The sequence below is a fragment of the Oscillospiraceae bacterium genome (genome assembly GCA_025757985.1).
Taxonomy (GTDB): domain Bacteria; phylum Bacillota; class Clostridia; order Oscillospirales; family Ruminococcaceae; genus Gemmiger.
Genome location: CP107210.1, coordinates 1,015,301 through 1,034,298, shown reverse-complemented (window position 1 = coordinate 1,034,298; position 18,998 = coordinate 1,015,301). Strand labels below are relative to the sequence as shown.

20 protein-coding genes, 2 tRNA genes and 1 pseudogene are annotated in these 18,998 nt (G+C 48.8%); 21 read left to right on the top strand and 2 right to left on the bottom strand.

All coding sequences use genetic code 11. The features are described 5' to 3' along the window. Positions 1 to 12: 12 nt before the first annotated feature. A complete protein-coding gene (locus OGM67_05240; protein ID UYJ35720.1) occupies positions 13 to 1,089 on the bottom strand; it encodes a 6-phosphofructokinase in 1,077 nt (358 codons plus the stop codon). A 213-nt stretch (positions 1,090 to 1,302) separates the two neighbouring features. Between OGM67_05240 and OGM67_05235 the strand changes: the two genes are divergently transcribed. From OGM67_05235 to OGM67_05170, 14 genes and pseudogenes are all read left to right on the top strand, one after another. Next, positions 1,303 to 1,387 (top strand) — tRNA-Tyr (locus OGM67_05235). A gap of 318 nt (positions 1,388 to 1,705) precedes the next feature. Beyond that, positions 1,706 to 1,782, top strand: a tRNA-Arg gene (locus tag OGM67_05230). Positions 1,783 to 2,351: 569 nt separating this feature from the next. Beyond that, a complete protein-coding gene (locus OGM67_05225; protein UYJ35719.1) occupies positions 2,352 to 2,555 on the top strand; it encodes a hypothetical protein in 204 nt (67 codons plus the stop codon). Next, a complete protein-coding gene (locus OGM67_05220) occupies positions 2,552 to 3,481 on the top strand; it encodes a replication initiator protein A (protein ID UYJ35718.1) in 930 nt (309 codons plus the stop codon). Before OGM67_05225 ends, OGM67_05220 begins: the two co-directional genes overlap by 4 nt. A gap of 6 nt (positions 3,482 to 3,487) precedes the next feature. Then, positions 3,488 to 4,315 carry a ParA family protein gene (locus tag OGM67_05215; GenBank protein ID UYJ35717.1) on the top strand — a complete coding sequence of 276 codons (828 nt, stop codon included), beginning with the start codon at positions 3,488 to 3,490 and terminating at the stop codon, positions 4,313 to 4,315. Next, positions 4,272 to 5,198 (top strand): annotated as a pseudogene (locus OGM67_05210) (ParB/RepB/Spo0J family partition protein). The gene OGM67_05215 and the pseudogene OGM67_05210 overlap by 44 nt, the downstream one beginning before the upstream one ends. An 8-nt stretch (positions 5,199 to 5,206) precedes the next feature. Then, positions 5,207 to 5,734 (top strand): hypothetical protein, encoded by a 528-nt coding sequence (locus OGM67_05205; GenBank protein ID UYJ35716.1) that lies wholly within the window; start codon positions 5,207 to 5,209, stop codon positions 5,732 to 5,734. Positions 5,735 to 5,788: 54 nt separating this feature from the next. Then, positions 5,789 to 6,430 (top strand): DUF3846 domain-containing protein, encoded by a 642-nt coding sequence (locus OGM67_05200; GenBank protein ID UYJ35715.1) that lies wholly within the window; start codon positions 5,789 to 5,791, stop codon positions 6,428 to 6,430. A 10-nt stretch (positions 6,431 to 6,440) separates the two neighbouring features. Next, positions 6,441 to 6,752 carry a DUF5720 family protein gene (locus tag OGM67_05195; protein ID UYJ35714.1) on the top strand — a complete coding sequence of 104 codons (312 nt, stop codon included), beginning with the start codon at positions 6,441 to 6,443 and terminating at the stop codon, positions 6,750 to 6,752. Positions 6,753 to 6,788: 36 nt separating this feature from the next. Next, positions 6,789 to 7,271, top strand: a complete 483-nt coding sequence (locus tag OGM67_05190; protein UYJ35713.1) for a PcfB family protein — start codon at positions 6,789 to 6,791, stop codon at positions 7,269 to 7,271. Then, on the top strand, positions 7,271 to 10,138 hold the full coding sequence (locus tag OGM67_05185; protein UYJ36194.1) for a recombinase family protein: 2,868 nt from the start codon (positions 7,271 to 7,273) through the stop codon (positions 10,136 to 10,138). Before OGM67_05190 ends, OGM67_05185 begins: the two co-directional genes overlap by 1 nt. Continuing rightward, a complete protein-coding gene (locus OGM67_05180) occupies positions 10,098 to 10,475 on the top strand; it encodes a TnpV protein (GenBank protein ID UYJ35712.1) in 378 nt (125 codons plus the stop codon). Before OGM67_05185 ends, OGM67_05180 begins: the two co-directional genes overlap by 41 nt. 116 nt (positions 10,476 to 10,591) lie before the next feature. After that, positions 10,592 to 11,026, top strand: a complete 435-nt coding sequence (locus OGM67_05175; protein ID UYJ35711.1) for a MarR family transcriptional regulator — start codon at positions 10,592 to 10,594, stop codon at positions 11,024 to 11,026. Continuing rightward, positions 11,019 to 12,320 (top strand): MATE family efflux transporter, encoded by a 1,302-nt coding sequence (locus OGM67_05170; protein UYJ35710.1) that lies wholly within the window; start codon positions 11,019 to 11,021, stop codon positions 12,318 to 12,320. Before OGM67_05175 ends, OGM67_05170 begins: the two co-directional genes overlap by 8 nt. 93 nt (positions 12,321 to 12,413) lie before the next feature. Here OGM67_05170 and OGM67_05165 read toward each other — a convergent pair whose 3' ends face one another. Next, positions 12,414 to 13,220, bottom strand: coding sequence for a helix-turn-helix transcriptional regulator (locus OGM67_05165; protein UYJ35709.1), 807 nt, complete (start codon positions 13,218 to 13,220; stop codon positions 12,414 to 12,416). Positions 13,221 to 13,703: 483 nt separating this feature from the next. On the opposite strand from OGM67_05165, the gene OGM67_05160 reads away from it, so the two are divergent. The 7 genes from OGM67_05160 (at position 13,704) to OGM67_05130 (ending at position 18,898) form a co-directional block, all read left to right on the top strand. After that, positions 13,704 to 13,892 carry a hypothetical protein gene (locus OGM67_05160; protein ID UYJ35708.1) on the top strand — a complete coding sequence of 63 codons (189 nt, stop codon included), beginning with the start codon at positions 13,704 to 13,706 and terminating at the stop codon, positions 13,890 to 13,892. Beyond that, complete coding sequence (locus OGM67_05155) at positions 13,889 to 14,230, top strand: DeoR family transcriptional regulator (GenBank protein UYJ35707.1); 342 nt, start codon at positions 13,889 to 13,891, stop codon at positions 14,228 to 14,230. Before OGM67_05160 ends, OGM67_05155 begins: the two co-directional genes overlap by 4 nt. Next, complete coding sequence (locus OGM67_05150) at positions 14,223 to 14,519, top strand: DUF3847 domain-containing protein (GenBank protein ID UYJ35706.1); 297 nt, start codon at positions 14,223 to 14,225, stop codon at positions 14,517 to 14,519. The genes OGM67_05155 and OGM67_05150 overlap by 8 nt, the downstream gene beginning before the upstream one ends. A gap of 376 nt (positions 14,520 to 14,895) precedes the next feature. After that, entirely contained in the window at positions 14,896 to 15,117 is a 222-nt protein-coding gene (locus OGM67_05145; protein UYJ35705.1) for a DUF4318 domain-containing protein, read from the top strand. A 184-nt stretch (positions 15,118 to 15,301) separates the two neighbouring features. After that, positions 15,302 to 16,882, top strand: a complete 1,581-nt coding sequence (locus OGM67_05140; protein ID UYJ35704.1) for a MobA/MobL family protein — start codon at positions 15,302 to 15,304, stop codon at positions 16,880 to 16,882. A 65-nt stretch (positions 16,883 to 16,947) separates the two neighbouring features. Continuing rightward, complete coding sequence (locus tag OGM67_05135; protein ID UYJ35703.1) at positions 16,948 to 17,592, top strand: CHC2 zinc finger domain-containing protein; 645 nt, start codon at positions 16,948 to 16,950, stop codon at positions 17,590 to 17,592. Then, positions 17,570 to 18,898, top strand: a complete 1,329-nt coding sequence (locus OGM67_05130; GenBank protein UYJ35702.1) for a virulence-associated E family protein — start codon at positions 17,570 to 17,572, stop codon at positions 18,896 to 18,898. The genes OGM67_05135 and OGM67_05130 overlap by 23 nt, the downstream gene beginning before the upstream one ends. Positions 18,899 to 18,998 lie beyond the last annotated feature (100 nt).

The window sequence follows — 18,998 nt, the reverse complement described above, 5'->3', positions numbered from 1 at the left end:
GCGGGTAGAGAATCAGCCCAGACTGATGCCCATGGCGCGGGCGACATTCAGCATGTCGCAGTCGCCGGGCACGCCGCGGGTCTTGCCGGCAATGTCGGCCAGCGGGTTGGCGGTGACGTGGCGGTTCACCATGGCGACGGTCACGCCGTAATGCTCGTCCGCCACCAGCCCGGCCGCGTAGGAGCCAAACTGGGTTGCCAGCACGCGGTCGTAGGCGCTGGGGCTGCCGCCGCGCTGCATGTGGCCGGGCACGCAGATGCGGGTCTCGGCGCCGGTCAACTCCTCGACCTGCTTCGCAATGCGGGCGGTGGCGGTGGTGTAACCGGCCTCGGCGCGCTTGGCCGTCCACTCCTTGCGCTTCATTTTGGCCTCCTCGACCGAGAAGGCACCCTCGGCCACGGCCAAAATCGAGAAGTTCTTACCTGCCTTGGCGCGGTTCTCTACAGCAGCGGCAACCTTCTTGATATCGTAGGGCAGCTCGGGCAGCAGGATGATGTCTGCGCCGCCCGCAATGCCGGAGTACAGCGTCAGCCAGCCGGCCTTGTTGCCCATGATCTCAATGCACATCACGCGGCTGTGGCTGCCGGCGGTTGTGTGGATGCGGTCGATGACCTCGGTGGCGATGTCCACGGCAGTGTGGAAGCCGAAGGTGACGTCGGTGCCGTAGATGTCGTTGTCGATGGTCTTAGGCAGGCCGATGATGTTCAGCCCTTCCTGGCTGAGCAGGTTCGCGGTCTTGTGGGTGCCGTTGCCGCCCAGACAGAGCAGGCAGTCCAGCTTGGCGGCGCGGTAGTTTTTCTTCATCGCGGCGACCTTGTCCACCTTGTCGTCTTCGACCACGCGCATCTTTTTAAAGGGGGTGCGCTTGGTGCCCAGAATGGTGCCGCCCACGGTCAGGATGCCGGAGAACTCGTCGGGGGACATCTCGCGGTAGTTGCCGCTGATCAGGCCGTCATAGCCGTTCATAATGCCAACGATCTCAACTTTATCGCCCATCCGGTGATACAGCGCCTTGGCCACGCCGCGCAGGGTAGCGTTCAGGCCGGGGCAGTCGCCGCCGGAAGTCAGGATGCCAACACGAATCGCCATAGTAAAAACCTCCCAATGCTGTATTTATACTACTATTATAAATGTACGCTTACTGCAACTGTATGTCAAGAAAAGTTTTTGTTCGATGCTGTGATGAAAATGCGCTTTTTTGAAAAAATCACAAAAAAAATCAAAAAAAGGCTTGCATTTTGAAAAGCCCTCTGCTATAATAACATACGTCGCCGGGAGACACGGCGGCCACAAACTGAATATGGGAGCTTTCCCGAGTGGCCAATGGGGACAGACTGTAAATCTGCTGCTTAATGCTTCGGTGGTTCGAATCCACCAGCTCCCACCAAAAGAGTCGTGGCAAGTATATTGCCGCGACTTTTTCTTTGTTTCAGCACTGTAAAATGCAACCGCGCCAGCTGCATTTTACAGTGCTGCCCCGACAGGGTTTTATTCCCTTGCGCACTTGCAATTTGCGGTGGAAGCGGGTATAATAGCCTTGTTATAGCACCTTTGCATGGCACCCAAAAAACTGAATATCAGTCTCAGTAGCTCAGCTGGATAGAGCACACGCCTCCTAAGGTTGCGTTACAACGGCCACCTCAAAAAAAACTAAATAAGGGATTGCAGTTCGACTTTGATCGGGCTATAATCATATATCAGACACGTCCATATAGCTCAGCTGGATAGAGCACACGCCTCCTAAGCGTGGGGTCGGAGGTTCAAATCCTCTTATGGACGCCAGTGAACAACGCCGAAAGCCTTTGTTTTCAAGGGTTTTCGGCTTTTCTTATATAAAAAGCTACGAAAAAGCTCTTTCACTGTATGAGATAAAATTCTACTCCAAAATTTGATTTTTGACAACCCCTCCAGAATCGAACGGTTGTTATAAGACAAAATCGCCAGCTAATTTTTAGCAGAAAACGGGCTGTTCTTGCTAATGAAAATGCCCTTCCTGCTAATCAGCCCCAAAATCGTGCCAAAAATCCAGCTAATCAAAAAAGGCGGATGTTTTGAATACCATGCAGTTATAGCAGATAAAATTAAATATCGTTATGTACATAGAGCGTCTATTTGCCCCGCATTGGGGATGGATAGGCGCTCTTTTTTTATGCCCAAACCCATGGGCAAATACAAGAGATTGGAGGTGTTTTATTTGAGCAAGCCTGTTTATACCGCAGACAAGCCGAGCGACTGTCATTACTGCTACTTCTGGACGAATGGCAGAAAGGGCTGCCGTCTGGGTAGAAATAATTGCTACTACTTAATCTCTTTGCCGCCGAAACCCAAGTCGGAATGTGATGGCTGTCCCTATGGGCGAGATCACCCGTGCATTGGTTGGTGTACGAAGAAGGTTATGCGTGAAGTGGGGCTTCGTTGATATGGATGTGTATGAACAGGAATACCGCTTCTACTATTTTGCCCGATGTCCTTACGAAAAGACGGATACGACTTTCCGCAGCATTCCGCTGACAACAGAAAGTTTTCCGCAGAAAGAAGGTGGTGAAGCCGTGTGAGTTTTGATTATTTTTACGGTCAGCAATCCGATCTATTCACATTCTATCGAGTTCCGAAGGTGTTGTTCACGAACGAGAGGTTCTGGAATATTTCTGCCGATGCCAAGATGCTGTATGGCATTTTGCTTGACCGCATGAGCCTGTCTGCCAAGAATGGTTGGATAGATAAAAACGGTAGAGTGTATATCATTTTTACAATCGACGAAGCGAAGATGGCTCTGAACTGTGCTGAACAAAAGGCTATCAAGCTGCTCAGTGAACTTGAGAAGAAAGCAGGATTGATTGAACGTAAGCGCCAGGGTTTGGGAAAGCCCAACCTGATCTATGTGAAGAACTTTATCTCTGCTGTGGATTCACAACTCTTGAATTGTGAAAATCACAATTCTGGAACAATGGAAATCACAACTCAAGAACTTCCGAAATCACAATGTAATAATACTGATATTAAAAATACTGAATTTAGTGATACTGATTCTATCTTTCCTTCCGGAAATGGTGGAATGATGGACGAGAATGACCGGTATCAAGAATACTTTGATTATTTCTCGGATCAGCTTAGTATGGATTTGTTGAAGAAGGATTACCCTTACGATTCCGAAATGCTGGATAACATTCTGGAGTTGATCGTTGAAACAGTTTGCACGAAGCGACCGTTGATTCGCATTGGTGCAGAGGAGCGTCCGGCAGAAATTGTCCGCAGTCGGTTTATGAAACTGAATGCCGAACACATTCGATATGTTATGGACTGCTTCAAGGAGAACACCACAAAGATTAGAAATATCCGTCAGTATATGCTGACTACGATATACAATGCGCCGACGACAATAGACACCTACTACGATGCTCTTGTTCGGCACGATATGTCACACGGATATTTGGAAGGAGGATTTAAGAAATTGAAAATGAAGCGAGAGGAAGGAGAGTGACGATAAATGTCGAAAAAAGCAACCATCATTGCGGTGGTCAATCAGAAAGGAGGCACTGGAAAGACCACCACCACCGAGAATCTTGGCGTTGGCTTGGCTCTTGAAGGAAAAAAGGTGCTTCTGGTAGACACCGATCCCCAGGCTTCCCTGACGGTCAGTTTGGGCAATCCCTGCCCGGATGATCTGTCTCCGACACTTTCCGATCTGATGGGAAAGATTATGATGGAAAACCCTATTACTCCCGATGAAGGGATTCTTCATCATCCGGAGGGCGTTGATTTGGTGCCGTCCAACATCGAACTCTCAGGTATGGAGGTAGCACTGGTCAATGCCATGAGCCGGGAAACCATTCTTCGGCAATACCTGGATACAGTCAAACAGAATTATGATTACATTCTTCTTGACTGTATGCCGTCTTTGGGTATGCTGACCGTCAATGCGTTGGCAGCTGCCGACAATGTGCTGATACCGGTTCAGGCAGCATACCTTCCTGCAAAGGGTCTGGAACAGCTGCTTGGAACCATCAACAAGGTCAAGAGGCAAATCAACCCGAAACTGAGGATTGAAGGGATTCTTCTGACGATGGTGGACAGCCGCACCAACTACTCCAAAGACATCAGCAATCTGATTCGGGAGAGCTACGGCGGAAAGCTGAAGGTTTACAAGACCGACATTCCCCGCTCTGTCCGTGCAGAGGAAATCAGCGCAGAGGGAACCAGTATCTTCAAGCATGATCCCAAAGGCAAAGTTGCCGAAGCCTATAAAATTCTGACGAAGGAGGTGTTAAACAATGCAGAAAAAAGGCGCAAACATCAGCTTGAAGGGGTACGATGATATTTTCTCCACCGATCAATCCAGAGCTGAAGCCCAGCAGGAGCGTGTGCAGGAAATTCCGCTTTCTGAGCTACACCCCTTTGAGGGACACCCCTTCCGTGTGGTTGATGATGAAGAAATGATGAAAACGGCAGAGAGCGTCCGAGATTTCGGAGTTCTCACTCCTGCGATTGTCCGTCCTGACCCCGACGGTGGTTATGAAATCGTTTCTGGTCACAGGCGGCACCGGGCATCGGAGCTTGCGGGTAAGGAAACCATGCCTGCGATTGTTCGTGACCTGGACGATGATGCAGCCATTATTTTGATGGTTGATGCGAATTTGCAGAGGGAGAGTATCCTGCCGAGTGAAAGAGCATTTGCTTATAAGATGAAGCTGGATGCGATTAAACATCAAGGTCAACGCACCGATTTAACTTCATCCCAAGTTGGGATGAAGTTGCAGGCAATGGATATAGTCGGTCAGGAGGCAGGAGAAAGCAGAAATCAGGTACACCGTTATATCCGTCTGACCGAACTGATTCCGGAACTGCTGGATATGGTAGATACGGGTCAGATCAAATTCAATCCTGCGGTGGAGCTTTCCTATCTGGCAAGTGAAGAACAGAAGGATTTTCTTTCTGCAATGGATTATGCTCAAGCAGCTCCTTCCCTTTCGCAAGCACAGCGAATTAAAAAGCTCGCACAGGAGGGCGAGTGTACGCTGGATGCGATGTGCGAGATTATGAATGAAATCAAGAAGGGAGAGCTGGACAGAGTAACCTTCAAAACGGATTCGTTGCGAAAATACTTCCCGAAGTCCTATACCAACAAGTAGATGGAGGATAAAATCATTCAGCTTTTGGAGCAATGGCAGAAAAAAAGAGAAAAATCAATGGAAAGGTAAGGTAAAAAATGTTTACACCCAAAAACATTCAGGGCGCTTTGGAAGAACTCTACGACCTTTGCGATCCTGATTATATGGTAGATATGCTCGTAAACTACAGTGAGGAGTTCGATGATATTTCTCCTGCGCTTCTGGCAAAGTCGTTTCAGAAAAATGCCGAGATGATTAGCGAGTATCGAGTATTGTCCTCTGCTGGTGAGGGTATCGACTATCAGGGAAAGGTACTTCTGAACAGCAGAGCCGTGCGGCTTCTGTCCTATGTAGAAGATATGAGCGGCGATGAAAAAGTTCGCACGATTCAGAGCAAGGAGCTGTGGTTAGCAGAAGATATGACATTCTATGTGGTGTCCTGTATGTCTACGATCACGATGGACAAGGAAGAAGCCATTTGTCTTAACGAACACCGCAGCGTGGTTACTACGGTGGAATGCGAGGACGATATTTTCTTCGACATGGGTTCCCTGATTTGCGAACTGGACGATATTTGCTTGTTCGAGCTTTTAGCCGATGTGGATGCGACTATTTATGAACTGTAACAGGTTCATGGATGGTCGCTTTTCTTATTTCCAAAGAAACGGAGGTATCGAAACTTGAAAGAATACGATGTGAAGATCACCGAAACCTTGGAGAAAACGGTTACGGTGCAAGCAGAATCTCACGATGCGGCAGAGGAACAGGTTAGAGCCGCTTATTACAATTCGGAGTACATTCTGGACTCCGAAAACTTTACCGGTGTTGCGTTCGGCACGACCGAGGAACGGGAGGTTCAGAAAGAACAGGCAGATACCATGAATGTGTTGCTGGTAAAGCCGTTCATGTATCCGCAGGCTGTGCAGATCGGCTGTGAGCTGGAGGATTTGCAGAAAGCCGTAGGTGGCGATATTGAGGCAACTTATCCGTTCAATGAGCCGGTTGCACTGGTGATGCACGACGAAGGTAAACTCGTAGGCAAAGAACTGAACCGTGCGCTGCGTGATGATGACGGCGATATTTATGACATTATCGCCGGTGATTTTCTGGTTGTGGGATTGGGCGAGGATGATTTTTGTTCTCTGTCCCCGGAACTGATGAAGCAGTTTGAGGAACACTTTCATCAGCCTGAGACTTTTGTACGCATGGGGCGCAGCATTATGGCGCTTCCCCTGCCGGATGACATGGTGAAGAAAGAAGATGCACCTGTCAAAGCTGATTCGGTTCCCCACAAAAGTAACCCTGACCGAGATGTTCTGTAAGGAGGTTCTTATGCAAAGAAATTCGACGATTGGAGAGCTGATGGAGCGAAAGCGGATTCAGGATGGTGCCAAGGAGTACCAGGGACATACCTATATGGACTTGGCACGATTTGATGACGCCACCAAGCACATGATTATTTTCGATGTGCTGACCGATGAATCGCCTGTCGGTTGGAAAGGCGAAAGAAATCGCCTGTATTTGAGCGATGTGGGTTATCAGAAGGCTCTGGATAACCAGAAAGCTGGCAATATCAAGATTATCAGCCATGCCGCAGTTGCCAAGGGCAATCTGTATTACGACCACAGAGATATGGCACGATAATCTGTTCACTCTACTGCTTGCAGGAGGTGATGAATCATGCAGGAAGAAGTTGAAAACAGAACAGTAAACCTGGCGATCAGCACAACCAAGCTGACGGGGCGCACTATCATTGCCGGTATCCGCAAGTATTTGCAGCACCGGGAAAAAGTGAAGATGAAAAAGGCACGAGACCCTGCCGTTCATGGAAAGCAATCCGTGAAACAGCTTTTGGGACAGAATCAGGGTGCTACGAATGTTGAGATCGACAAAGAGAGTATCCGTGATTTTGAAAAGCTCGCCAAGAAGTATGGCGTGGACTTTGCCGTAAGAAAAGATAAGTCCGTTGATCCTCCCCGGTTTCTTGTTTTTGTCCGTTCTAAAGATGCAGATGCTTTGGATGCAATCTGCAAGGAACATCAGGCAAGGGCATTAACCAAGAATGAAAAGCCGAGCGTTCTGGCGCAGCTGAAGAAGTTCAAGGAAATTGTCGCAGCGATTCCGAAGAAGGTTCGAGAGAAGAAACAGGAGCGTGATCTGTGATGGATAAGAGAAAAATGAAAAAGCTCCTGATTCTGAATTTACCGTATTTTCTGGTAGGGTTGTTCGCTACGAATTTAGGAGAAGCATGGAGATTGGCTGAGGGGGCAGATTCATCTGCGAAAATCCTCAGCTTTTTTCATGCCCTTCCGATAGCCCTGAACAATCCGTTTCCCAGCTTTCACCCGTTGGATTTGCTGATTGGTATTCTCTGCGGCGCAGGACTTCGGCTGGCTGTCTATCTAAAAGGCAAAAACGCAAAGAAGTACCGACACAATGTTGAGTACGGTTCTGCTCGTTGGGGAACGGCAAAAGATATTGAGCCGTTTATTGCACCAAAGTTCGAGGACAATGTGATCCTGACGAAAACGGAGCGGCTGATGATGAGCAATCGCCCGAAGAATCCTGCCAATGCCCGAAATAAGAATGTTCTGATTATCGGCGGTTCGGGTTCCGGTAAAACTCGCTTTTGGTTGAAGCCAAACCTTCTCCAGATGCACAGTTCCTATGTGGTCACTGACCCGAAAGGCAGCATCGTGATTGAGTGCGGCAACGCCCTTTTGAAGCATGGCTACACCATCAAGATTTTCAACACCATCAACTTTCAGAAGTCGATGCACTATAACCCATTTGCCTATATCCATTCAGAAAAAGACATTCTGAAACTGGTGACAACGCTGATTGCCAACACAAAGGGTGATGGAAAAGCCGGTGATGAGTTCTGGACGAAGGCGGAAACGCTGCTCTACTGTGCCTTGATCGGATATATCCACTATGAAGCTCCGGTTGAGGAACAGAATTTCTCCACCCTGATTGAGTTCCTGAACGCAATGGAGGTGCGGGAAGATGATGAGGAGTTCCAGAACCCGGTGGATCTGATGTTTGAAGCCCTGGAAAAGAAAAAGCCGAATCACTTTGCAGTCCGTCAGTATAAAAAATACAAGCTGGCTGCCGGTGTTGTATGCTCTAAAAGACTTCTTAATCAAGCGGTTGGGAAGTCTCTTAGAACACACAACCTAAAACCGAAGAAAGGAGCGCAAGTTATGAGAAAAAATGAGAAAATCACAGCTCTGTACGAACGACTGAGCCGTGATGACTTTGGCAAAGATGATGACCAACAGCGTGAGAGCAATTCCATATCCAATCAAAAGGCAATGTTGGAGGAGTTCGCCGCACGGCAGGGCTTTACAAACATTGTCCATTTCACGGACGATGGCATTAGTGGTACTTGCTTTGACCGTCCCGGATTTTTAGCAATGATGAAAGAAGTGGAAGCCGGGAATGTGGAGTACCTGTGTATCAAGGACATGAGCCGCATGGGTCGTGACTATCTGAAAGTCGGTCAGATTATGGAAATCCTGCGTCAGCGTGGCGTTCGCCTTATCGCCATCAATGACGGCGTGGACAGTGCCAGAGGGGACGATGATTTTACCCCTTTCCGCAACATTATGAACGAGTATTACGCCAGAGACACCAGCCGTAAAATCCGCTCCACTTTCCAGTCCAAAGGCAAGTCCGGCAAGCACCTCACAGGCACGGTCATTTACGGCTATCTCTGGAACGAAGCCAGAGACCAATGGTTGGTTGACCCCGAAGCCGCTGATGTGGTCAAGCGCATCTTTGCCATGACGATTGACGGCTACGGTCCGTATCAGATCGCCAGCAAACTGAAATCGGAAAAGGTGCTTATTCCGTCTGCTTACCTTGCCCAACACGGCGAGGGCGTGAACAAAAACAAGACTTTCAAAGATATGTACGGCTGGGGTTCTTCCACCATCTGCAACATTCTTGAAAAGCGTGAATATCTGGGACACACCATCAATTTCAAGACCCGAAAGCACTTCAAGGACAAGAAAAGCCATTATGTCCCGGAGGACGAATGGACAATTTTCGAGAATACCCATGAGCCTATCATTGACCAGCAGACCTTTGACCTTGTGCAGAAAATCCGTGGGAATGTCAGACGCTACCCGGACGGCTGGGGCGAAGCAGCTCCCCTCACAGGCTTGCTTTATTGTGCCGATTGCGGCGGCAAGATGTATGTCCACCGTACCAACAACGGCAAGCGTATTTCTCAATATACCTGTTCCCAATACAGCAAAGTCCCAGTTGGAAAGCTCTGCAAGACCCAGCATCGTATCAATGAAGATGTGGTACTGTCCCTTGTTTCCGAAATGCTCAAAGCCATTGCCGAGTATGCGAAGCATGACCGAGCCGAGTTTGTCCGTGTGGTACAGGAAGCGCAGTCCAGCCAGCAGACAGCAGAGGTTAAGAAACAGCGGTCACGCCTTGCCACCGCCAAGCAGAGAGTGTCCGAGCTGGAAGTCCTGCTCTGCAAAATCTATGAGGACAACATTTTAGGCAAGCTGTCTGACAGCAGATATGCCACTCTGGACGCTCAATATGAAAAGGAGCAGACCGAGCTTACCGCCGAAATCTCTGTTCTGGAAAAGGCTGTCAAGAGCTATGAGAAGCACGAAAAGGACGCTGACCGTTTTATCGCTCTGATTGATAAGTATGAGAACTTCGACAAGCTGACCATTGCCATGCTCAACGAGTTTATCGAGAAAATCCTTGTGCATGAGCGTGACCGCAAAGGCAGTATCAGCTATAAACCACTCTGGCACACACTGTTAGAGCGTGATATGCGAAAAGAAGATTTAAGGCTTGCCGCTGGTATGACAACGAATATGATTGCCAACATGAGTAAAGAGGGAAAGCACATCAGCATGGACACATTAGCCCGTATCTGCGAAACGCTGAATTGTGAGATTACCGATGTGATTGAGTTAGTACCAGACGAGCCTACTTCCACAGGAGGTAAGGAACATGAGCGAACTGAAACCAAGAATAACGGAAAACGGAATTGATTATATCCTTGTCAGAGATTACTATATCCCGGATTTGAAGCTGCCGAAGGAACACCGCCCTATTGGAAAGTACGGACGGATGCACAGGGAATATTTAAGGGAAGTCCACCCAGTCAGATTGAACACATTGACCTTGACCGGGGAGTTATGGACATACCTTGCAGACCTGAACGAACAGGCACAGGAACGGTTAGACACCATCATGGAGCAGATGAAAGATGCCGAGGGCGTGACCGAGGAATTGAAACGAACCCAAGAAATGGAATGGGTGCGGCGTTGCAATAACATTCACAACCGGGCAGAAGAAATTATTTTGCAAGAGATGATTTATTCATAACGGTATGGTAGAATGATTATGACAAATAAGAATTTTTTGCTCCATACGCCCTTGACAATAGTCCTTACAATATACTATAATAGTATTTGTAAATACTATTTGTAAGAGGAGGACTTATGGAAAACAATCATTTTAACGTTGCGTGGGCGAAAAGCACTGCGCTATATACAAAAGCAGCTTCAGTACTTGGCGTCGGATACCCGGAAATGATGGTGCTGTATGCGCTGGAATCCATGGGAGAACTGACGCAAAAGCAGATCGCAGAGAATTTCGGTATGCAAAAACAGACGGTTCATACGGTCGTGAGCGCACTTCAAAAGAAGGGCTATTTACTGTTGGAGGCCAGCGAGGGCGATAAACGTGAGAAGCGGATCGTCTTGACTGAAAGCGGACAGGTATACGCCCACAGAATGATTGCGCCTTTACGAAAAGCCGAGGAGAAGGTTTATAGAACAATCGGGAACGAACGGCTCCAAGCCATGTGTGAAATTCTTGACCTTTTCAATCTTCTCTTTGAAAGAGAGCTGAGAGGAGGTCTGGGCAGTGAATAACAAGCGGACTTTCTTTCAGTATGTGATTCCGTCCGTGTTATCCTTTGCGCTTTCCGGGGTGTATGCCATCGTTGACGGTTTCTTTGTAGGCAACTCAATCGGGGATGCCGGACTTTCCGCAATCAACATTGCATATCCCATCACGGCGGTCCTGCAATCCGTAGGGACAGGAATCGGAATGGGTGGTTCAGTCAAATACTCCATTCTGAAAGCAGCAGGAAATGAGAAAAAAGCACGGGAGTTCGTTGCCGGTGCAACATGGCTGATGCTTCTTTTCAGCGCTGTCCTGACTGTCACCGTTTTCTTCACTTCAGAGAAAATCCTTTCTGCCCTTGGTGCATCGGGCGAGTTGCTTACTCTGGGAAATGAGTATATCAAGGTAATTGCCCTTGGAGCGATTTTACAGGTGTTCGGCACCGGACTGGTTCCGTTTATGCGTAATTACGGCGGTTCTTTGTGGGCAATGATCGCTATGATCTGCGGCTTTGCTACCAATGTTGCTCTTGACTATACTTTTGTGTGGGTTCTTGGACGGGGCATGTACGGTGCGGCATTGGCGACCATTATTGGGCAGGGAGTTACCATGGCGGTTGCACTCGTGTATTGCGCCATCAAAAAGAACCTCACTCTGAAAATCGCACCTGTTGATACCCCGAAAACGGCATTTCAGATATTAAAAATCGGACTTGCTCCATTTGGCTTGACCCTTGCCCCAAATATCTCTCTTGTGATCATCAACCGATTTTCGGTTTATTATGGCGGACAGGAGGCTATCGCCACCTATGCCTGTATCTCCTATATCATCTGCATTGTTTATCTTCTTTTGCAGGGTGTCGGTGATGGTAGCCAGCCGCTCATGAGTCAGTTCTACGGAGCAGGCGAAGAAAAATCGCTCAAACAAACCAAAACGCTGGCGTATGAATTTTCCATGGTTTTGGCGGTAATCAGTGCGATTCTGATTTACCTGCTCCGTGGAAAGATTGGACTACTGTTCGGTTCATCTGCCGAGGTAAACGCAGGGGTCATAAAGGTCATGCCGATCTTCCTTGTGTCGGTTCCGTTTGACGCCATCACACGAGTTTCCGCGGCGGCTTTCTACGCAACCGAAAAAAGTGTGCTGTCCTATGTTCTGACCTTTATCGAACCCATCATCATGCTGGTGTTGATGCTGATGCTGCCGCCGGTGTTTGGCGGTCAAATCACGATTTGGTGGAGCGCCGTATTTGCAAAGGTCATTACCGCATCAGTAAGCATTGTGCTGTCCGTTAGATACAGCGCACAAAGAAATCGATAACTTCCAGTTTATCGTTCTGATTTTCAACTGAATAACCACAGTAAAAACCGCTGCTACATGGAAGCTAACAAACCATGCAACAGCGGTTTTTCTTTACCGTTTTTTCCTTTGGCTGATAGGCGTTCCCATTTTCTTTGATTTTTTGAGAATCCGAATGAGCCAGCGAAATTCTTCATCTGACAGATTTTTATAGTTGATACCGAGCTGCTTGCAGTAAAGGACAACGAGCTTTTCATCCCGACTGCCCTTGAAATTTTCGACCGCTTCCAGATTTTCTTTCAGTTCATCGGCAACGGTGGTCTGGGGCGCACTCTCACTGTCCTTTTTGTGAGCTTCCCGAATATCCCGGATAATGAGATTGAGGTCATCCAGAACCATGTGGCTGAAATATTCATCATCGCTGATATGGGCGGCTTGCAGCACTTTCAAATGCGGGTCATCTTCGCCGGGGCGATACCGTTCAATGATTTCATGCCGGACGGTATCGACAAGTGCATTGAGATTTTGAATCTGCATGGTGGCAATCCCGTCCACATAAATCTCAATGTCTGCAAGAAACTTGATAAAATCTTTATGTGTGGCAAGCTCACAGAGCAGACGGTTGTTAATCCGACCGCTTTTCAGGAGAGCAACCATCTCATCATTCAAATGCAGCTCCGTCAATGACGTGTTGATCTGCTCCCTGTTCTCTGTCCGGCACAGTAGATAATCAACGGAAACCCCATAGAAGTCTGCCAGCGTGATAAGGTTGCCATGATTGATTTCCTTAAAATCCTCTTTTTCATAACTTCCGAGAGCAGATTTGGAAATACCCGTCAGCTTTGATAGTTCTTCCAGATTTAAGCCTTTGTCCTTGCGGAGTTCCCAAAGGCGTTCCTGTATGCTTGTTGCTCCTTTCATGGGCGCACGCTCCTTTCCGGCGGTTGCATTGCTGCCGCTTAACTGGATTATAGCACACTTTCCGCAATCGTGGAAATTTCTGATTTTTACCCCTAATTCCTACTTTGTGGACATACGGCACAGGGCACAAAAATGTTCTATGATACAGGTAGTTCATCGATGGATTATTCCAATCGAATGACCAGCCTGTGTGGGATATGCTTCCCCGGCGATGTAGTGCCATGACTTTTGGCAGGGATGTGGAGGAACCCTGACCGAAACGAGCGTACCAAAGGGAGCGATACGCCGCTGTGAGATTCAGGGGAGGAACGACACCGGGGAGAACTGGCGAACTGACACCGAAATGATACCGAAACACGACAATCTGATAGGGGGATAGTCTACCCTATCGCTGATACTTCGGGAGATTTTAGGCGGCTCTATGGCTGTAATTTTTCCGAAAATCGCCCCGAAACCATACACAAAAACGGGAGGAAGCGCAATATGCCGAGAATGAGCAAAAAGAGGAAACAGGAGCTTTCCTTTTACCTCAATGACCGGGGGCGTGTCACTTACAACGAATTATGCCGGAAATGCCAGCATGGGTGCAAGCAGAGCTTCCGGGCGGTTGTGATTGACTGCCCCCGTTATTTATCCAAACGAGCAAAGAAAAAGGAGGAACACACCGAATGAATTTTGAATTTATGACGATAGACACACCACTGCCGCCCTGTATGCCATTTCCCAGAGCGTTGACAGGATTTCCAGTCAGCAGCACCGCAAAGGTCATGTACTGCCGGATGCTGGACGCTATGCTATCCAAAGGGCAGGAGGACGAGAACGGAATCCTGTTTGTCTGCTTCCCTGTCACAGCCATTGCCGCAGTCCTGTCCCGCAGTCCTATGACGGTCAAGCGTTCTCTGAATGAACTGGAAACCGCCGGACTTATCATGCGGGTGCGTCAGGGCGTTGGAGAACCAAACCGGATTTATGTGCTGATACCGGGAAAGGGGGACGCTGCCCTTGCCTGATACCTCAAAGCTGGAAAAGCTAAACCGGGAGCTGGAGAAAAGCGAAAAGAAACTGCGGAAAGCCATCAATGATGAAAAGGCATTGCAGCACCAGTTAAAGCAGCTTACCCGAAAGGAACGGACGCACCGGCTCTGTACTCGTGGCGGTATGCTGGAAAGTTTTCTACAAGAGCCGGAACGCCTGACAGATGATGATGTCATGCTGTTGTTGAAACTCATTTTTCACAGACAGGACACACAGGAACTGTTGAAAAAACTGCTGGAACGGGAGAAGCCGGAAACCCCTTAGTTTACTAAGGGCGCAATTATACACCACCCAGAGGTTGGTGCATTGCGTTCTCCGAAGGCTCCTCGCCGGAGGGCTGTGATTTTCCGCAGTCATGGTCTGCTCCAAATCAAACAGGGGACGCTACGCTTCCCCTGCGCTGGCTTTCGCCAGCTACCCTTTTGTGGACTTGCCATCTGGGGACACCTTGCATTGCAAGCTGTTCCCAGCCGACAAGTTTTATAAAATATACTATCTTTTCGATAGGCAATGCAGTATAATAAAGACAGCAACAAATTAGAAGTTATAAGTGGACTTTTGCGAAGTTGTATGATACTATTATTTTACAAAGATTTGAAAATTCGTGGATTATTTAACAAATTAGAAGGAGGTATTTTATATGTTTAAAAAGGCTTTTTGGGTTCCTTATGAGGATAGTACCAATTACCCAACTCTTGCAAAAACTATGGAAGCAATTTCAAAATATTGTGAAGAAAATGGCGAGTCTTATACATTTATTAACGATGACGAAGTGGAGATAAATGGAAAAAGATATGAAATATATCGGGGCTACGAAAATGGTAGTAGGGGAAATTACGGTATAAAATGCAAAGAAAAATAATTTCCAGTTTTTCATTCCCTACACATCGGGTCAACTTGCCCCGAACTTTCACAACTAAATACCCGCCGCCTACACAGTGGCACACCAAGCAGGAAATCTGAAAAGGTCTCCTGCTTTTTTTCTGCCCAAGGTGGGGTGGTAAAACGCCACCTCATCCACCAATTACCGAAAGGAGGGACACGAAATGCCCTGCCCACACAACGAAATCACGATTGTTCAGCGCAGCCAGCGGCAGTCTGCGGTTGCCGCCGCTGCTTACCAAAGCGGCGAAAAGCTGTTCTGTGAATACGACCAGCAAGTGAAGCACTACCCGGAAAAGCGTGGTATTGTCCACAATGAAATTCTGCTCCCGGCAAACGCCCCACGGTCGTATGCAGACCGCAATACCTTATGGAACGCCGCCGAAGCGGTGGAAAAGCAATGGAACTCCCAGCTTGCAAGGCGGTGGGTGCTTACCATCCCAAGAGAGATACCACCCGACCAGTATGCTGTCCTTGTCCGGGAGTTTTGTGAGCAGCAGTTTGTTTCCAAAGGCATGATTGCTGATTTTGCAATCCATGACCCCCATCCGCCGGGACACAATCCCCACGCCCATGTCATGCTCACTATGAGGGCAATGGACGAACATGGAAAATGGCTTCCCAAGAGCCGCAAGGTTTATGACCTTGACGAAAACGGGGAACGGATAAAACTTCCGTCCGGCAGATGGAAAAGCCACAAGGAGGATACGGTGGATTGGAACGACCAGAAGTATTGCGAAATCTGGCGGCATGAATGGGAGGTCATCCAGAACCGCTATCTGGAAGCCAATGACCGTCCGGAGCGTGTGGACTTGCGTTCCTATGCCAGACAGGGGCTTGATATTGTCCCCACTGTCCATGAGGGGGCTGCTGTCCGGCAGATGGAAAAGCGTGGTATCCAGACGAATATCGGAAACCTGAACCGGGAAATCAGAGCCGCCAACCGCCTGATGAAGTCCATCCGGCAGCTTATCCAAAACCTCAAAGGCTGGATTACCGAGCTGGGAGAAAAACGAAAAGAACTGCTTGCACAAAAGGCGGCGGAGGAAGCGACACTTCTTCCCAATCTGCTGATGAAGTATATGGAGATACGAAAGGAAGAACGGAAGGACTGGACAAGGGCTGGACAGAACCGGGGGACTTCACAGGACTTAAAGGCAGTCAGCGAAGCCCTGTCCTATCTCCGTCAAAAGGGGCTTTCTACTGTGGAGGACTTAGAAGTATTTCTGGAATCTTCCGGGAAATCAGCCGCAGATTACCGCAGTCAGATGAAGCCAAAGGAAGCCCGCAGCAAAGTGATTGACGGGATTCTTGCCAGCCGGACAGACTGCAAAGAATGTAAGGCTGTCTATGAGAAGTACCAGAAGATATTTTTTAAGAAAACAAAGGAAAAATTCAAACAGGAACACCCGGAGGTTGCCCGGTATGAGAAAGCCGCCGCCTACCTTGCCAAGCACCCGGACGATAAGGACAGTACCCAAAAGGAGCTGCAAGAGGAGCAGGAAACGCTTCTGGAAGAAATTGCAGCCCTGAAAACACCGCTGACCGAGGTACAGGAGGATTTGAAGAAGCTGCGGGATATCCGTTACTGGGTACGGAAAGCCACCCCCGGCACAGAGGAAAGCAAAGAGCCGCCCAAGAAACAGCCTATCAAAGAAGTCTTGCAGGATAAGGCTGACGAGAAAAAAGCACAAAGAACTGCCCCGGTGCAGACAAAACACAAACAACAGGATATGGAACTTTAACAGGCACTTGCCATTTTCAGATTGAGAATGTCAGGTGCTTTTCTTTTTTTCAAGGAGGGATAGATTTGAATGTATTTGAAACTGTGAAGCAGTCCGTCACAACAAGACAGGCTGCGGAGCATTATGGAATCCATATAGGTCGGAACGGGATGGCTTGCTGCCCGTTCCATAACGATAAAACCCCAAGCATGAAGCTGGATCGGCGTTATCACTGCTTCGGCTGCGGTGCAGATGGGGATGTGATTGATTTTGCCGCCGCCCTGTATGGGCTGGGAAAGAAAGAAGCCGCCGTACAACTGGCACAGGACTTCGGGCTTTCCTATGAGGACTGGAAACCGCCGGGAAAGGCAAAAAAGCCCAAGCCCCGGCAGAAATCCCCGGAGGAACAGTTTCAGGAAGCAAAGAACCGCTGCTTCCGTATCCTTGCCGATTATCTCCACCTACTCCGGGAATGGAGAAAAGATTATGCCCCACACTCCCCGGAGGAAGCCTTTCATCCCCGGTTTGTGGAAGCCTTACAGAAGCAAGCCCATGTGGAATATCTGCTGGATGTGCTGCTGTTCGGGGAAACCGAGGAAAAAGCGGCTTTGATTACGGACTACGGAAAGGATGTGATACAGCTTGAACAGCGAATGGCAGAGCTTGCAGCCGCAGACGCAGCAAGAACTAAAAAACACCATAAACGCCATGCAGCCGCCCCAGAGCATTGAGGAAATCAAGGCGGGGCTGGAAACTACCGAGAAAGGCGGTGTCCGTCAGAGCATACGAAACTGCCTGACTGTATTCCAGCGTGACCCGCTGCTTTCCGGGGCTATCGCCTACAACATCCTGACCGACCGCAAAGACATCATAAAGCCCATCGGTTTCCACAGGGAAAGCACCGCCTTAAACGATACGGACATGAAGTATCTGCTTCTCTATCTGGAAGAAACCTACGGGCTTACCAATGAGAAAAAGATTGATAACGCCATCGGGATTGTGGCGAATGAAAACAAGTACCATCCCATCCGGGATTATCTCAATACCCTTGTGTGGGATGGGACAGAGCGAATCCGCTTCTGCCTGCGGCACTTTTTGGGGGCTGACGCAGACGATTACACCTATGAAGCGTTGAAGCTATTCCTGCTGGGTGCAATCTCACGAGCCTTTCAGCCCGGATGCAAGTTTGAAATCATGCTCTGTCTGGTAGGCGGTCAGGGGGCTGGCAAGTCCACCTTCTTCCGTCTGCTGGCAGTCCGGGACGAGTGGTTCTCCGATGATTTGCGGAAGTTGGACGATGACAATGTGTACCGCAAGCTGCAAGGTCACTGGATTATCGAAATGTCGGAAATGATGGCAACCGCAAACGCCAAGAGCATTGAGGAAATCAAGTCATTTTTAAGCCGGCAGAAAGAGGTTTACAAGATACCCTATGAAACCCACCCGGCAGACCGCCCCCGTCAGTGCGTGTTTGGCGGCACTTCCAATGCCCTTGACTTCCTGCCCCTTGACCGTTCCGGCAACCGCCGCTTTATCCCCGTCATGGTGTACCCGGAGCAAGCCGAGGTTCACATTTTAGAGGACGAAGCTGCTTCCAGAGCCTATATCGAGCAGATGTGGGCGGAAGCGATGGAGATTTACCGAAGCGGCAGGTTCAAGCTGGCTTTCAGCCCCGCCATGCAGCGGTATCTCAAAGAACACCAGAGGGATTTTATGCCGGAGGACACCAAAGCCGGGATGATACAGGCGTATCTTGATAAGTACACCGGGAGCATGGTCTGCTCCAAGCAGCTCTACAAGGAAGCCTTGAACCATGTCTTTGACGAGCCGAAGCAATGGGAAATCCGGGAAATCAACGAGATTATGAACCAGTGCATTTCCGGCTGGCGGTACTTCCCAAACCCAAGAATGTTTTCCGAATATGGCAGACAAAAGGGCTGGGAGCGTGAAAACCCGGCAACGGACTCCGGCAACCCGTCTGAAAAAACGATGGACGGTTTTGTGGAGGTCACAGAACAGATGGAGCTTCCATTCTGAAAATGACAGCCCGTTGCATCCCCTGTTGCTATCCCGTTGCCGAGCCGGTTGCCGGGGAAAACCCCATAACTGCGGGCTTTTCTCCCTTATAACAACCAAA

Bases quoted from the DNA above. Each gene is read 5' to 3' on its own strand.
- OGM67_05160 (UYJ35708.1), top strand. From the start codon at position 13,704: ATGCCGAGAATGAGCAAAAAGAGGAAACAGGAGCTTTCCTTTTACCTC.
- OGM67_05155 (UYJ35707.1), top strand. From the start codon at position 13,889: ATGAATTTTGAATTTATGACGATAGACACACCACTGCCGCCCTGTATG.
- OGM67_05205 (UYJ35716.1), top strand. From the start codon at position 5,207: ATGTTTACACCCAAAAACATTCAGGGCGCTTTGGAAGAACTCTACGAC.
- OGM67_05140 (UYJ35704.1), top strand. From the start codon at position 15,302: ATGCCCTGCCCACACAACGAAATCACGATTGTTCAGCGCAGCCAGCGG.
- OGM67_05145 (UYJ35705.1), top strand. From the start codon at position 14,896: ATGTTTAAAAAGGCTTTTTGGGTTCCTTATGAGGATAGTACCAATTAC.
- OGM67_05240 (UYJ35720.1), bottom strand. From the start codon at position 1,089: ATGGCGATTCGTGTTGGCATCCTGACTTCCGGCGGCGACTGCCCCGGC.
- OGM67_05195 (UYJ35714.1), top strand. From the start codon at position 6,441: ATGCAAAGAAATTCGACGATTGGAGAGCTGATGGAGCGAAAGCGGATT.
- OGM67_05130 (UYJ35702.1), top strand. From the start codon at position 17,570: ATGCAGCCGCCCCAGAGCATTGAGGAAATCAAGGCGGGGCTGGAAACT.
- OGM67_05190 (UYJ35713.1), top strand. From the start codon at position 6,789: ATGCAGGAAGAAGTTGAAAACAGAACAGTAAACCTGGCGATCAGCACA.
- OGM67_05165 (UYJ35709.1), bottom strand. From the start codon at position 13,220: ATGAAAGGAGCAACAAGCATACAGGAACGCCTTTGGGAACTCCGCAAG.
- OGM67_05175 (UYJ35711.1), top strand. From the start codon at position 10,592: ATGGAAAACAATCATTTTAACGTTGCGTGGGCGAAAAGCACTGCGCTA.
- OGM67_05185 (UYJ36194.1), top strand. From the start codon at position 7,271: ATGGATAAGAGAAAAATGAAAAAGCTCCTGATTCTGAATTTACCGTAT.
- OGM67_05215 (UYJ35717.1), top strand. From the start codon at position 3,488: ATGTCGAAAAAAGCAACCATCATTGCGGTGGTCAATCAGAAAGGAGGC.
- OGM67_05180 (UYJ35712.1), top strand. From the start codon at position 10,098: ATGAGCGAACTGAAACCAAGAATAACGGAAAACGGAATTGATTATATC.
- OGM67_05225 (UYJ35719.1), top strand. From the start codon at position 2,352: ATGGGCGAGATCACCCGTGCATTGGTTGGTGTACGAAGAAGGTTATGC.